At 67.3% G+C, this 12,223-nt stretch carries 13 protein-coding genes and 1 tRNA gene; 6 read left to right on the forward strand and 8 right to left on the reverse strand.

The window, feature by feature from the left end; genetic code table 11:
* Positions 1-49 precede the first annotated feature (49 nt).
* The 4 genes from IE302_RS11760 (at position 50) to IE302_RS11775 (ending at position 3,160) form a co-directional block, all read left to right on the forward strand.
* Complete coding sequence (locus tag IE302_RS11760; protein ID WP_191254494.1) at positions 50-967, forward strand: glutamate ABC transporter substrate-binding protein; 918 nt, start codon at positions 50-52, stop codon at positions 965-967.
* Positions 968-1,051: 84 nt separating this feature from the next.
* Complete coding sequence (locus IE302_RS11765) at positions 1,052-1,699, forward strand: amino acid ABC transporter permease (protein WP_191254495.1); 648 nt, start codon at positions 1,052-1,054, stop codon at positions 1,697-1,699.
* Positions 1,696-2,589, forward strand: a complete 894-nt coding sequence (locus IE302_RS11770) for an amino acid ABC transporter permease (RefSeq protein WP_191254496.1) — start codon at positions 1,696-1,698, stop codon at positions 2,587-2,589. The genes IE302_RS11765 and IE302_RS11770 overlap by 4 nt, the downstream gene beginning before the upstream one ends.
* A 127-nt stretch (positions 2,590-2,716) precedes the next feature.
* Complete coding sequence (locus IE302_RS11775) at positions 2,717-3,160, forward strand: class I SAM-dependent methyltransferase (RefSeq protein WP_191254497.1); 444 nt, start codon at positions 2,717-2,719, stop codon at positions 3,158-3,160.
* Between the two features lie 205 nt (positions 3,161-3,365).
* Here IE302_RS11775 and IE302_RS11780 read toward each other — a convergent pair.
* The 5 genes from IE302_RS11780 to IE302_RS11800 all read right to left on the reverse strand — a co-directional run bounded on the left by IE302_RS11780 (position 3,366) and on the right by IE302_RS11800 (position 7,523).
* Positions 3,366-3,437: transfer RNA gene (locus tag IE302_RS11780), tRNA-Arg, on the reverse strand.
* A gap of 253 nt (positions 3,438-3,690) precedes the next feature.
* On the reverse strand, positions 3,691-4,443 hold the full coding sequence (locus tag IE302_RS11785) for a succinate dehydrogenase/fumarate reductase iron-sulfur subunit (RefSeq protein ID WP_005164720.1): 753 nt from the start codon (positions 4,441-4,443) through the stop codon (positions 3,691-3,693).
* Positions 4,440-6,356 carry a fumarate reductase/succinate dehydrogenase flavoprotein subunit gene (locus IE302_RS11790; protein ID WP_191254498.1) on the reverse strand — a complete coding sequence of 639 codons (1,917 nt, stop codon included), beginning with the start codon at positions 6,354-6,356 and terminating at the stop codon, positions 4,440-4,442. The genes IE302_RS11785 and IE302_RS11790 overlap by 4 nt, the downstream gene beginning before the upstream one ends.
* Positions 6,357-6,408: 52 nt before the next feature.
* The gene (sdhC, locus tag IE302_RS11795; protein ID WP_191254499.1) at positions 6,409-7,239 is read right to left on the reverse strand and encodes a succinate dehydrogenase subunit SdhC; all 831 of its coding nucleotides are present in this window, start codon (positions 7,237-7,239) and stop codon (positions 6,409-6,411) included.
* Positions 7,236-7,523, reverse strand: a complete 288-nt coding sequence (locus IE302_RS11800) for an Rv0250c family protein (protein WP_191254500.1) — start codon at positions 7,521-7,523, stop codon at positions 7,236-7,238. The genes sdhC and IE302_RS11800 overlap by 4 nt, the downstream gene beginning before the upstream one ends.
* Positions 7,524-7,785: 262 nt before the next feature.
* Here IE302_RS11800 and edd point away from each other — a divergent pair, with 262 nt between their 5' ends.
* The gene (gene edd / locus IE302_RS11805) at positions 7,786-9,675 is read left to right on the forward strand and encodes a phosphogluconate dehydratase (protein WP_191254501.1); all 1,890 of its coding nucleotides are present in this window, start codon (positions 7,786-7,788) and stop codon (positions 9,673-9,675) included.
* Positions 9,672-10,292 carry a bifunctional 4-hydroxy-2-oxoglutarate aldolase/2-dehydro-3-deoxy-phosphogluconate aldolase gene (eda, locus tag IE302_RS11810; RefSeq protein ID WP_005164729.1) on the forward strand — a complete coding sequence of 207 codons (621 nt, stop codon included), beginning with the start codon at positions 9,672-9,674 and terminating at the stop codon, positions 10,290-10,292. The genes edd and eda overlap by 4 nt, the downstream gene beginning before the upstream one ends.
* Positions 10,293-10,337: 45 nt before the next feature.
* On the opposite strand, the gene IE302_RS11815 is transcribed toward eda, so the two are convergent.
* The 3 genes from IE302_RS11815 to IE302_RS11825 all read right to left on the reverse strand — a co-directional run bounded on the left by IE302_RS11815 (position 10,338) and on the right by IE302_RS11825 (position 11,978).
* Positions 10,338-10,775, reverse strand: a complete 438-nt coding sequence (locus IE302_RS11815) for a GNAT family N-acetyltransferase (RefSeq protein ID WP_191254502.1) — start codon at positions 10,773-10,775, stop codon at positions 10,338-10,340.
* Between the two features lie 85 nt (positions 10,776-10,860).
* The gene (locus IE302_RS11820; RefSeq protein WP_191254503.1) at positions 10,861-11,304 is read right to left on the reverse strand and encodes an iron chaperone; all 444 of its coding nucleotides are present in this window, start codon (positions 11,302-11,304) and stop codon (positions 10,861-10,863) included.
* Positions 11,305-11,354: 50 nt separating this feature from the next.
* Complete coding sequence (locus IE302_RS11825; protein ID WP_191254504.1) at positions 11,355-11,978, reverse strand: VOC family protein; 624 nt, start codon at positions 11,976-11,978, stop codon at positions 11,355-11,357.
* Between the last annotated feature and the right edge of the window lie 245 nt (positions 11,979-12,223).

Below are 12,223 nucleotides of genomic sequence, written 5' to 3' on the forward strand. Positions count from 1 at the left end.
CGCGGCGCGGGCTCGTGCCGCATCGACGGAAGAAACAGGAGAGGTTCACATGAGGATCCGCACCCTTGCGGTGGGACTGCTCGTCGGCAGTCTCGCACTGACCGCTTGTGGCAAGGAAGGCACGCCCAGCTCGCCCGGCGGCAGCTCCGAGGGCGCGAACGCCGGTGCGCAGCTGCCCCAGTACACGGTGGCGTCGAACGTCGACCTCCCGGGCTCCCCGGTCTTCGCCAAGATCAAGGCCGACGGCAAGCTGACCCTGGGCGTCAAGGACGACCAGCCCGGTCTCGGCAAGAAGGACCCGACCAGCGGCAAGTTCGCCGGTTTCGACATCGAGATCGCGAAGCTCGTCGCCGCCAGCCTCGGCTTCGGCGAAGACAAGATCACCTTCAAGACGGTCGACTCCGGTGCCCGTGAGCAGGCCATCGTGAACGGCGACGTCGGCTACTACGTCGGCACCTACACCATCACCGACAAGCGCAAGGCGCAGATCTCCTTCGCCGGCCCGTACTTCGAAGCCGGCCAGGACCTGTTGGTGCGCAAGGACGACACCTCGATCACCGGCCCGGAGACCTTGAAGGGCAAGAAGGTCTGCTCGGTCACCGGTTCGACCCCGATCCAGCGCGTCCGCGACCAGGGCCTGACCGAGCCCGGCAACATCGTCGAGTTCCAGAAGTACTCGCAGTGCGTCGAGAAGCTCACCACCAAGGAGGTCGACGCCGTCACCACCGACGACGCGATCCTCAAGGGCTTCGCCTCGGAGGACTCCGACGCCCTCAAGGTCGTCGGCAAGACCTTCTCGAAGGAGCCGTACGGCATCGGCCTGAACAAGGACGACAAGGTCCTTCGCGACAAGATCAACGACACGCTGCAGAAGGCGCTGGACGACGGCACCTGGCAGAAGATCTACGACGCCACCCTCGGCAAGTCGGGTTCGGCGGCGCAGAAGCCCACCCTGCAGAAGTACTGATGTAACCAGCGGCCGGTGGACCCGTGACGGGTTCACCGGCCGCTCCACACCCACCTCCAGTCGACGGCAGCGGGGAAAGGCTCCATGAACGTCCTGCTCGACAACCTGGATCTCTACGGTCCGTTCTTCCTCACCACGATCGAACTGTTCCTCTGGTCGGCGGTCGGCAGCCTGATCTTCGGCACGATCCTTGCGATGCTCCGCGTGAGTCCGGTCCTGGCGTTCCGCGCCGCGGGAACGACCTACGTGACCCTCATCCGCAACACCCCGCTGACGCTGGTGTTCGCGTTCTTCGTGTTCGCGTACCCGCTGCTCGACATCGTCAAGCTCAGTTTCTTCAACGCCGCGATCGTGGCGCTGATCGTGTACACCTCGGCGTTCATCTGCGAGGTCGTCCGGTCCGGCATCAACACGGTCCCGGTCGGCCAGGCCGAAGCCGGGCGCGCGCTCGGCTTGACGTTCGGCCAGATCCTCGGCCAGATCGTCCTGCCGCAGGCGCTGCGTTCGGTGGCTCCGCCGCTGATCAGCACGCTGATCGCGTTGCTGAAGAACACCACGATCGCCGCGGGCTTCTCGGTCGCCGAGGCCGGCGCGATCCGGTCGTACCTTTCCGAGCGGGGTGACAACCAGCTGATCGGCCTTCTGTGGGTCGCGCTGGGCTTCATCATCCTGGTCGCCGTACTTTCCTTCATCCAGCGGAGCCTGGAGAAGCGCTGGAGCGTGGCCCGATGAGCAGTGTCCTGTTCGACACCCCAGGCCCCAAGGCCCGGATGCGGCACCGCCTCTACGCGGTCGTCGGCATCCTCGCCATCGCCGCGTTCATCGCGTTCGTCGTCTACCGGTTCTACGACACCGGCCAGTTCACCGCGCGCAAGTGGGAATGGCTCCAGTACCAGCAGGTCCAGATCGACCTGCTCAACGCGGTGCTGGAAACACTCCGCGCGTTCGTGGTGGCAGCGGTCCTCGCACTGATCTTCGGTGCGGTCTTCGCGGCCGGACGGCTTTCCGACCACGCCTGGATCCGGCGCGTCTCCGGCGCGATCGTGGAGTTCTTCCGCGCCATCCCCGCGCTGATCCTGATGTTCCTGTTCTACTTCGGTCTTCCCGCCGTGGGCGTTCCGATGACGCCGTTCCTCGGTGTGGTCTTCGGTCTCACGCTGTACAACGGCTCGGTGCTCGCCGAGGTCTTCCGAGCGGGCATCCAGGCCCTTCCGAAGGGCCAGGCGGAAGCCGCGTACGCGCTCGGCATGCGCAAGACCCAGGTGATGTTCTTCGTCCTGCTGCCGCAGGCGATCAGGGCGATGCTGCCGACGATCATCAGCCAGATGGTGGTGCTGCTCAAGGACACCGCGCTCGGCTTCATCATCACGTTCCAGGAACTGCTGTACTACGCGCGCTACATCGGCACGCAGGGCGAGTTCGGCCGCCCGATCGTGCCCTCGACGCTGGTCGCGACCGGCATCTACATCTGCCTGTGCCTGCTGCTGACGGCGCTGGCCACGTACCTCGAGAAGCGCAACCGGCGCAGCAAGAAGCACATCGAGCTGACCAACAACAAGGCCGAGGAGACCATGCTCGGTTCCGCCTCTCACACCGGCGGTGTCGGCGGTGGCGCCGGCTAGACGCCGGACTCAAGTACATGAAGGCCCCCTTCCTTGCGCCTAGGTACCGGAAGGGGGCCTTCCTGTACTTCGGGATAGGCCTGTTGGTCCTGTCGGGACGGCGGTCCGGTCGACTAGCGTCGGCCGTATGGCGGACCAGGCCGCGGCGTTGCTCGAAGCGCTGCCGGACCTGGCGGGCAGGGCGGTCCTGGTCGTCGGGTGCGGCGATGGCCGCTACCCCCGGTTGCTGCGCAGCGAGGGCGCCCGCCGCGTGGTCGGGGTCGACGCGAATCAGGCACTGATCGCGGTCGCGCAACGCGAAGAGGAACGCGACCCCATCGGGATCTCCTACGAGCTCCACCGGCTCGCCCGGCTCCCGGTGATGGGGGCCTTCGACGTCGTCGTGGCCTTGCTGGACTCCCCCGAGCATCTCGGCCGCGTCGCCGCGAGCCTGGTGACGGGCGGCCTGCTCGTGGTCGTCGCCACGAACGGATTCAGTCCAGAGGAAGCCTTGCGGGACAACGACTTCCAGGACATCGTGCTGCATCGCCACGAAAGCGGCGACGTGCACAGCGCTCGCAAGACTTCCTGAGTCGCGCACCCTGGTGTCGAGCCAGGCTGGCCGGGGCTATGAATCCCGGCCGGTCGCCGGACCGTGCGCGTCTGGCGGTGTGGAACGCACGGACCCCACACCGCCGCACCGGTACGACGGGACAGGTTTCCCCGCCGTGCCGGGGGTTTGGCCTGGAACACGCCTCCGGCGCGCACTGCGCACCGGAGGCGTTTCGTTCCAGCGGTACCCCTGCCAGGAATCGAACCTGGACCCCGGCGTTCGTAGCGCCGTACTCTTTCCGTTGAGCTACAAGGGTTCACGAAAAAGCCGCCCGGTTCGGTTTCCCGAAGGGCGGCTCCATGGTCTGCGACGTCGTGTCAGGACGTCGGCGGGGAGCCGTGTTTCTCTTCCATGCCAAGGAAAGGACAAGCCATGCGGTGCTGGGTCATGCGTCCTCCCTCGGTGGTGTGCGGTAAGTGTGCGTCAGATGCAGCAGCGGGGGCAAACGATTTAGGACTCGTGAGTGGTAAGGCCGGTTCTAACCGTCCTTACCACTCACGAGGCGTCGGCTATTTGTCCCGCCTGAACAGTTTGTTCCCCAGCCACACGATGGGGTCGTACTTCCGGTCCGCGACGCGTTCCTTCATCGGGATCAGCGCGTTGTCGGTGATGTGGATGCCCTCCGGGCACACGTCCGAACAGCACTTGGTGATGTTGCAGTAGCCGAGCCCGTGCTCCTCCTGCGCCTCGTCACGCCGGTCGGCGACGTCGAGGGGGTGCATTTCGAGTTCGGCGATCCGCATCAGGTACCGGGGCCCGGCGAAGGCCTCCTTGTTCTCCTCGTGGTCGCGCACCACGTGGCAGGTGTTCTGGCACAGGAAGCATTCGATGCACTTGCGGAACTCCTGCGAGCGCTCGACGTCGACCTGCTGCATCCGGTACTCCCCCGGCTTCAGCTCCGGAGGCGGCGTGAACGACGGGATCTCGCGGGCCTTGGTGTAGTTGAACGACACGTCGGTCACGAGATCCCGGATCACCGGGAACGTCCGCATCGGCGTCACGGTGATGACCTCGTCCTCGGTGAAGGTCGACATCCGGGTCATGCACAGCAACCGCGGCTTGCCGTTGATCTCCGCCGAGCACGAACCGCATTTGCCCGCCTTGCAGTTCCACCGCACCGCCAGATCCGAGGCCTGGGTGGCCTGCAGCCGGTGGATGATGTCGAGGACGACCTCGCCCTCGTTGACCTCGACGCTGTAGTCCTGCAGCTCACCCGAATCGGCGTCACCGCGCCAGACCCGGAAACTCGCCTTGTAGCTCATACCTGGCTCCCGGGGTGCGACGTCAGTTCTTCGTCGGTGTAGTACTTCCCCAGCTCGGACAGCTCGAACAACTCCAGCAGGTCCTGCCGCAGCGGGAGCTGTGCCTTGACCTCGATGCCGATGTCCGGCACCACCGGATTGTCGCCCGGCGTGGCCGAGCAGACCAGGAGTTTGTTGCGCCACTGGGGATCCATGCCCGGGTGGTCGTCCCGCGTGTGCCCGCCCCGGCTTTCGGTCCTGGTGAGCGCGGCCCTGGCGACGCATTCGCTGACCATCAGCATGTTCCGGAGGTCGACGGCGAGGTGCCAGCCGGGATTGAACTGCCGGTGCCCCTCGACGGTGACCCGCTTGATCCGCTCGCGCAGTTCCCCGAGCTTCTCCAGCGCCCGCTCGATCTCCTCCGCTTTACGGATGATGCCGACCAGGTCGTTCATCGACTGCTGCAGTTCGGTGTGCAGGCTGTACGGGTTCTCCTCGACGCCGTCGCCCGGCGGGTCGAACGGCGCGAGCGCCATCGCCGCGGCGGCGTCCACATCGGACTGGCTGACCTTGGGACGTTCCTTCAGTTCCGCGACGTAGGACGCGGCCCCGAGGCCCGCACGGCGGCCGAAGACGAGCAGATCCGAGAGTGAGTTTCCGCCGAGCCGGTTCGACCCGTGCATCCCGCCCGAGCACTCACCCGCGGCGAACAGCCCCGGCACACTCGACGACGCGGTGTCCGGGTCGACCTCGATCCCGCCCATCACGTAGTGACAGGTGGGGCCGACCTCCATCGGTTCCTTGGTGATGTCGACGTCGGCGAGTTCCTTGAACTGGTGGTACATCGACGGCAGCCGCTTGCGGATCTCCTCCGCGGGCAGCCTGCTGGCGATGTCGAGGAAGACCCCGCCGTGCGGCGATCCCCGGCCCGCTTTGACCTCGGAGTTGATCGCGCGCGCCACTTCGTCGCGCGGCAGCAGGTCCGGGGTGCGCCGGTTGTTGTCGGCGTCGGCGTACCAGCGGTCGGCTTCTTCCTCGCTGTCCGCGTACTGCCCCTTGAACACCTCGGGGACGTACTCGAACATGAACCGCTTGTCCTCGGTGTTCTTGAGGACACCGCCGTCACCGCGGACGCCTTCGGTGACCAGGATTCCCTTCACACTCGGCGGCCAGACCATGCCCGTCGGGTGGAACTGGACGAACTCCATGTTGATGAGCTTCGCCCCGGCCCGCAGCGCCAGCGCGTGCCCGTCACCGGTGTACTCCCACGAGTTCGAGGTGACCTTGAACGATTTCCCGATGCCGCCGGTGGCCAGCACCACCGCCGGCGATTCGAACAGGATGAACCGGCCGCTCTCGCGCCAATAGCCGAAAGCGCCCGAGATCCGGCCGTCTTCGGTCAGCAGCTCGGTGATCGTGCATTCGGCGAAGACCTTGATCCTCGCCTCGTAGTCACCGGTCTCCTTGAAGTCCTCTTGTTGCAGCGAAACGATTTTCTGCTGCATCGTGCGGATCAGTTCGAGCCCGGTGCGGTCCCCGACGTGCGCCAGCCGCGGGTACGTGTGCCCGCCGAAGTTGCGCTGGCTGATCCGGCCGTCGGCGGTGCGGTCGAACAACGCGCCGTAGGTCTCCAGTTCCCAGACCCGGTCCGGCGCCTCCCTGGCGTGGAGCTCGGCCATCCGCCAGTTGTTGAGGAACTTCCCGCCGCGCATGGTGTCGCGGAAGTGCACCTGCCAGTTGTCGTTCGAGTTCGCGTTGCCCATCGACGCCGCGCAGCCGCCTTCGGCCATCACCGTGTGCGCCTTGCCGAACAGCGATTTGCACACCACCGCGACGCTGAAGCCGCGTTCACGGGCTTCGATGACCGCGCGGAGGCCGGCACCGCCGGCACCGATCACCACCACGTCGTAGTTGAGCCGTTCGACCTCGGTCATAGAAAGAGCCACCTCAAAGCTTTGTCGCCGGGGACGGGAGAATCCCGCGCCGCTAGTTGATGAACCGCAGATCCGAGATCGCGCCGCTGGACACGAGCATCACGTAGAGGTCGGTCAGCACGAGCGTGCCGAGCGTCGTCCACGCCAGCGCCATGTGGCGGGTGTTGAGCTTCGTCACCTGGGTCCAAATCCAGTAGCGGACCGGATGTTTGGAGAAGTGCTTGAGCCTGCCGCCGGTCACGTGCCGGCACGAATGGCACGACAGCGTGTACGCCCACAACAGGATCACGTTGCCGGTCAGCACGATGTTGCCGAGCCCGAAACCGAACCCGCCGTCGATGCCGTGGAACGCGGTGATCGCGTCGTACGTGTTGATCAGCGAGACGACCACGGCCACGTAGAAGAAGTAGCGGTGGACGTTCTGGATGATCAGCGGCAGCCGGGTCTCCCCGGTGTACTTCGCGTGCGGTTCGGCGACCGCGCACGCGGGCGGCGAGAACCAGACGGCCCGGTAGTAGGCCTTGCGGTAGTAGTAGCAGGTCAGCCGGAAGCCCAGCAGGAACGGCAGGACGAGGAAGCCGAGCGGGATGAAACCCGGCAGTTCACCGAACCAGGCCCCGAAATGCCGGGAGCCTTCGACGCAGGATTCCGAGACGCAAGGCGAATAGAACGGCGTCAGGTAGTGATACTCGGGCACCCAGTACGCAGTGCGCACGAAGGCCCTGATGGTCGCGTAGATGATGAAGGCGGAGAGACCGAGGACGGTCAGCAGCGGGGACAGCCACCACCGGTCGGTGCGCAGCGTTTTCTCGGCGATCCGGGCCCGCGACGGTGCGCGGACCCCCGTACCCCGTCCGGCTTCCTTGCCGGCGGGGGCGCTCACCGCTGGTCGCGCTTGTAGCCGCCGACGCCTTCGTCATCGGCGCCGTGCCAGAGCGCCGGGTCGTACGGCGTATCGGGCACAGGGACGCGTTCGGCGGCCTTCGCCTGCGCGGGTACCGCGTGCGGGGTCGTGTCCAGATCCGTCGCGTCGATGTCGAGCCGCTCCACGTCGTTCGCCAGGCGCCGTACCGCCGACGCGTCGCCGTATCGGGATCGCAGCGCGCCGACGCACTGCCTCAGCTGACCGATGGCTCGCCGAAGCTCGGCGATCTCTGTGGTGGACATCGGTACCTCCCGATGGTCGGTTCGGTTGGCCGCTTGAGCCTTCGAGGGCAAGCGATCCTCGCCATCTCGACTCTGCCGCGCGTTGTGCAATGTGACAAGTAGCACAGTAGAACCTAAGGGCGTGACGGAGGTCACGCGAGTCGATCTTCTGTATCGATTTTGATTCGGGCTTTCCCCTAGGTTACTGTGGCCACTGTCACGACCCAGCGACGTCAGCGTTGCCGTCCCGCGGACCACCACGACCAGTGATCCGGAGCCGGACATGAGCACCGCCCCGAACGTCCACCCCATCATCGCCGAAGTCACCGGGCGCATCGCCGCCCGCAGCTCCGAGACCCGCGCCGCGTACCTCGAGCGCGTCGCCGCCGCCCACGAGGAAGGGCCGGTCCGGCGCGGGCTCGACTGCAGCAACCTCGCCCACGGCTTCGCCGCCATGGAAGGTGTCGACAAAGCGGCACTGCGCGCCGCGCGGGCGCCGGGCGTCGCGATCGTCTCGTCCTACAACGACATGCTTTCGGCGCACCAGCCGATGCAGGAGTATCCCGCGATGCTGAAGGGGTCGGTCCGCCAGGCGGGCGGCGTGGCCCAGTTCGCCGGCGGTGTGCCCGCGATGTGCGACGGCGTCACCCAGGGCCGCCCGGGGATGGAGCTCTCGCTGTTCAGCCGCGAGGTGATCGCGATGTCGACCGCGATCGCGCTCTCCCACGACATGTTCGACGCGGCGCTGCTGCTCGGCGTCTGCGACAAGATCGTCCCCGGCCTGTTGATCGGGGCGCTGTCGTTCGGGCACCTCCCGGCGATCCTCGTACCCGCCGGGCCGATGAACTCGGGCCTGCCGAACAAGGAGAAGGCGCGCGTGCGCCAGCTCTACGCCGAGGGCAAAGCGACCCGCGAAGACCTGCTGGACGCCGAAGCGGCTTCGTATCACTCGGCGGGAACGTGCACGTTCTACGGCACGGCCAACTCGAACCAGATGGTCGTCGAGGTGATGGGCCTGCACCTGCCGGGAGCCAGCTTCGTGCAGCCGAACTCCCCGCTGCGTCGGGTGCTCACCGAGGAGGCCGGGCGACGCATCGTGAAGCTCGCGCGCGGCGAGGAGTACACCCCGGTCTCGCGGGTGATCGACGAGAAGGCCGTCGTCAACGGCGTCATCGCGCTGCTCGCCACGGGCGGTTCGACCAACCACACGATGCACCTCGTCGCGATCGCCGCGGCCGCGGGCATCCAGCTGACCTGGGACGACTTCTCGGATCTGTCGTCGGTGATCCCGCTGCTGGCCCGCGTGTACCCGAACGGCAGCGCGGACATCAACCACTTCCACGCCGCCGGGGGCATCCAGTTCCTGGTCGGCACGCTGCTCGACGCGGGCCTGCTGCACGAGGACGTCCAGACCGTCGCCGGCCCGGGGCTGGACCGCTACCGGCAGGAACCGATCCTCTCCGACGGCGAGTTGGTCTGGCGCGACGTGCCGACGCGCAGCCTCGACGAGGACGTCCTCCGCCCGGTGTGGCGTCCCTTCGCCGCCGACGGCGGGCTGCGGATGGTCGCGGGCAACCTCGGCCGCGCCGTGATCAAGGTGTCCGCGGTGGCTCCGGAGCACCGGACCGTCGAGGCCCCGGCGCGGGTGTTCACCGACCAGAAGTCCTTCAAGGACGCTTTCGAAGCGGGCGAGCTGAACCGCGACGTCGTCGTGGTCATCCGGCAGCAGGGCCCGCAGGCCAACGGGATGCCGGAACTGCACGGGCTCACCCCGGCGCTCGGGGTGCTGATGGATCGCGGATACCAGGTGGCGTTGCTCACCGACGGGCGGATGTCCGGCGCGTCCGGCAAGATCCCGGCGGCGATCCAGGTGACCCCGGAAGCCGCCGTGGGCGGCCCGATCGCGCGGATCGCCGACGGCGACGTCGTCCGCCTCGACGCCAAGGCCGGGACACTGGACGTCTTCGTGGGTGACGAAGAACTCGCCCGCCGTGAACTGGTGGACTCCCCGCCTTCGGAGGCATCCTGGACCGGCACCGGCCGGGAGCTGTTCGCGGCGCTGCGCCGCGCGGTCGGCCCCGCCGATCAGGGCGCGAGCGTGTTCGGACCGCTCACGCCGGAACACTTCGGCGCTCCGGCGCACACGTTGACCCCTGTGGAGGTAACCCAGTGACCACCGGCGCAGACCTGCTCGGCCTGTCCCCCGTGATGCCCGTCGTCGTGCTCGACGACGCCGCCGACGCGGTGCCCACCGCGCGGGCCCTGCTCGCGGGCGGGATCGGCGTGATCGAGCTGACCCTGCGCACCCCGGCGGCCCTCGCCTCCATCGAGCGGATCGCCGCGGAGGTCCCGGAGATCGTCATCGGCGCCGGGACCGTGACCGCGCCCGAGCACGCCAAGCAGGCCGCCGACGCGGGCGCGAAGTTCCTGGTCACGCCGGGCTGCACGGACTCGGTGCTGGACGCCGCGTTCGACACCGGCCTGCCGTTCCTGCCGGGCGCGAGCACGGTGTCCGAGGCGATGCGGCTGGCCGAACGCGGACTGACCGCGCTGAAATTCTTCCCCGCCGAGGCCAGCGGCGGTGTGGCGTACCTGAAGTCGATCGGCGGTCCGCTGCCCGGGCTGCGTTTCTGCCCGACCGGCGGAATCACCGTGAAGACCGCGCCGGACTACCTCGCACTGTCCAATGTGGGCTGCATCGGTGGTTCGTGGCTGACGCCGAAGGACGCGTTGGCGGCCAAGGACTTCGGGAAGATCGAGGCCTTCGCGGCGGAGGCTTCAAAGCTCTGATCGTTTTCGTGAAGGCCACCTTCTCGGAGGTGGCCTTCACTGTTTTCAGAGCGGGAGCTGGTACTGGATGAAGCCCCGGTTGACCGCGACCTGGTCGTACAGGCGCCGCGCGGTGGCGTTGGATTCCTTGGTGTGCCAGTAAACGCGGCCGCAGTCACGGTCGCGCGCCCAGTCGGCGACCGCCTCGATCAGTGCCCGCGCGACACCTTTGCCCCGGGATTCCGGCGCGGTGAACAGATCCTGCAGGTAACAGACGTCGGTGAGCGCGGAAGTGCTGGGATGCACCAGGAAGTGCGTGATCCCGACGAGCTCGCCGTCCACGCGGGCGCCGAGCGCGTGCATCCGCTCCCCTACGCGGAATTCGTGCCAGGCGCGGTCGTAGACCTCTTGGTGCGCAACACGTTCGTAGAAGGCGATGTACGCGCGGAACAGCTTTTCCCAGGCTTCGCGGTCTTCGGGCTTCAGTGGCTCGATGGTGATCATGTCGTCCTCCCAGTGATCACCCGAGCCTAGGGTTTCGCCGCTGTCCCGCGTGTGGCCACTCACGCGGTAAAGCGAGCTGCCACTCTCAGCTGACGGCTTGTTTCACCAGGGCGGCGACGCGCTTCTTCACCGCGGGGGTGGCTTCGGTCAGCGCGAAGGCGGTCGCCCACATCGCGCCGTCGTCCAGCTGGGCCTCTTCGTTGAAGCCGAGCGTCGCGTACCGCGTCTTGAACTTGGCCGCCGCCTGGAAGAAGCAGACGATCTTGCCGTCCAGGGCGTACGCGGGCTGGCCGTACCAGAGCTTCGGCGCGAGCATCGGGGCGTTCGCCTTCACGACCGCGTGGACCAGTTCGGCCAGCACCCGGTCCTCGTCGGTCATCTCGGCGATCTTCTCGACCACGTCCTGCTCCGCCGCAGCCGCTTTGTCGGCGGCCGAGCCACGGCGCGCGGCCTTCTTCATGTCCCGGGCGTGTTCCTTCATCGCGGCCTTCTCTTCGGCCGTGAATCCTTCGTACGTGGTGGTGGTCATGACGGTTTCTCCTTGATAGGCGGCGAGCGGGGGCATCCGGAAGTGGCACATCAGGACTGGGCGGCGAGAGTGGAGGTCTCCCAGGCGAAGCCGTCCGGGTCGGTGAACGGGGCGGGGCCGCAGATCGCGATCCGGTGCGAGCCGGTGCCCTCCGGGGCGACGCCGGCGTCCTTGGCCAGGGCCTTGCGCCGGTACAGCGCCAGCTTGACCGGGTCCGAGCCGGATTCGAACTCGACGTACATGCGGCCGAAGCTCTTCCCGACGGTGAGGCCGTGCTCGGCGTAGAACTTCTTGCTCGCGGCCACGTCGGCGACGCCCAGCAGCAGGACGATGTCGTCGAACTCGCGGGCGGCCGGGCCGGTGTTCTTCTTCGCCGAGGTGGCGATCTTCCAGATCGCGCCGTCCGGGGCCTGGACGGTGCCGCCGTAACCCCACATCGACTTCGTGGCGGGCTTGATCACGGTCGCGCCGCCGGCGACGGCGGCTTCGATGAGCGCGTCGGCGTTGGCGGGCTGGGAGACCGTGAGGGAGAGGGTGTAGCCGCGGAAGCCGGTGGAGGGCTCCTGCGAGGCGCGCAGGCGCAGCTGGGTGTCGAGCCCGAAGGCGGTGGAGTAGAAGCGTTCGGCGGCCTCGGTGTCGGCCACTTCGAGGGTGATGGCGTCGATGAAGTTCATGCCGGTAACGCTATTTCCGGGCGGGCTTCCGGTGCTTCTTGATTCCTGATCGGTCTCATCGGCGCTGGTCAGGACACCGTGGATGCCCTCCGAGACATGGCGGTCAGGGTGGTCGTGAGTGGCAAGTGTCGTTCTAACGCCACTCGTATTTGCTTACCTACTGGTGTGGCTGGCGAGTGTGGAGAGATTCGGGGGCACGAACGTCTCAGATCCGGTCAGCGGCGGAGCCCTGCTTCGCCTCGGTG

It is taken from the genome of Amycolatopsis oliviviridis (genome assembly GCF_014654365.1).
GTDB classification, from domain to species: Bacteria; Actinomycetota; Actinomycetes; order Mycobacteriales; family Pseudonocardiaceae; genus Amycolatopsis; species Amycolatopsis oliviviridis.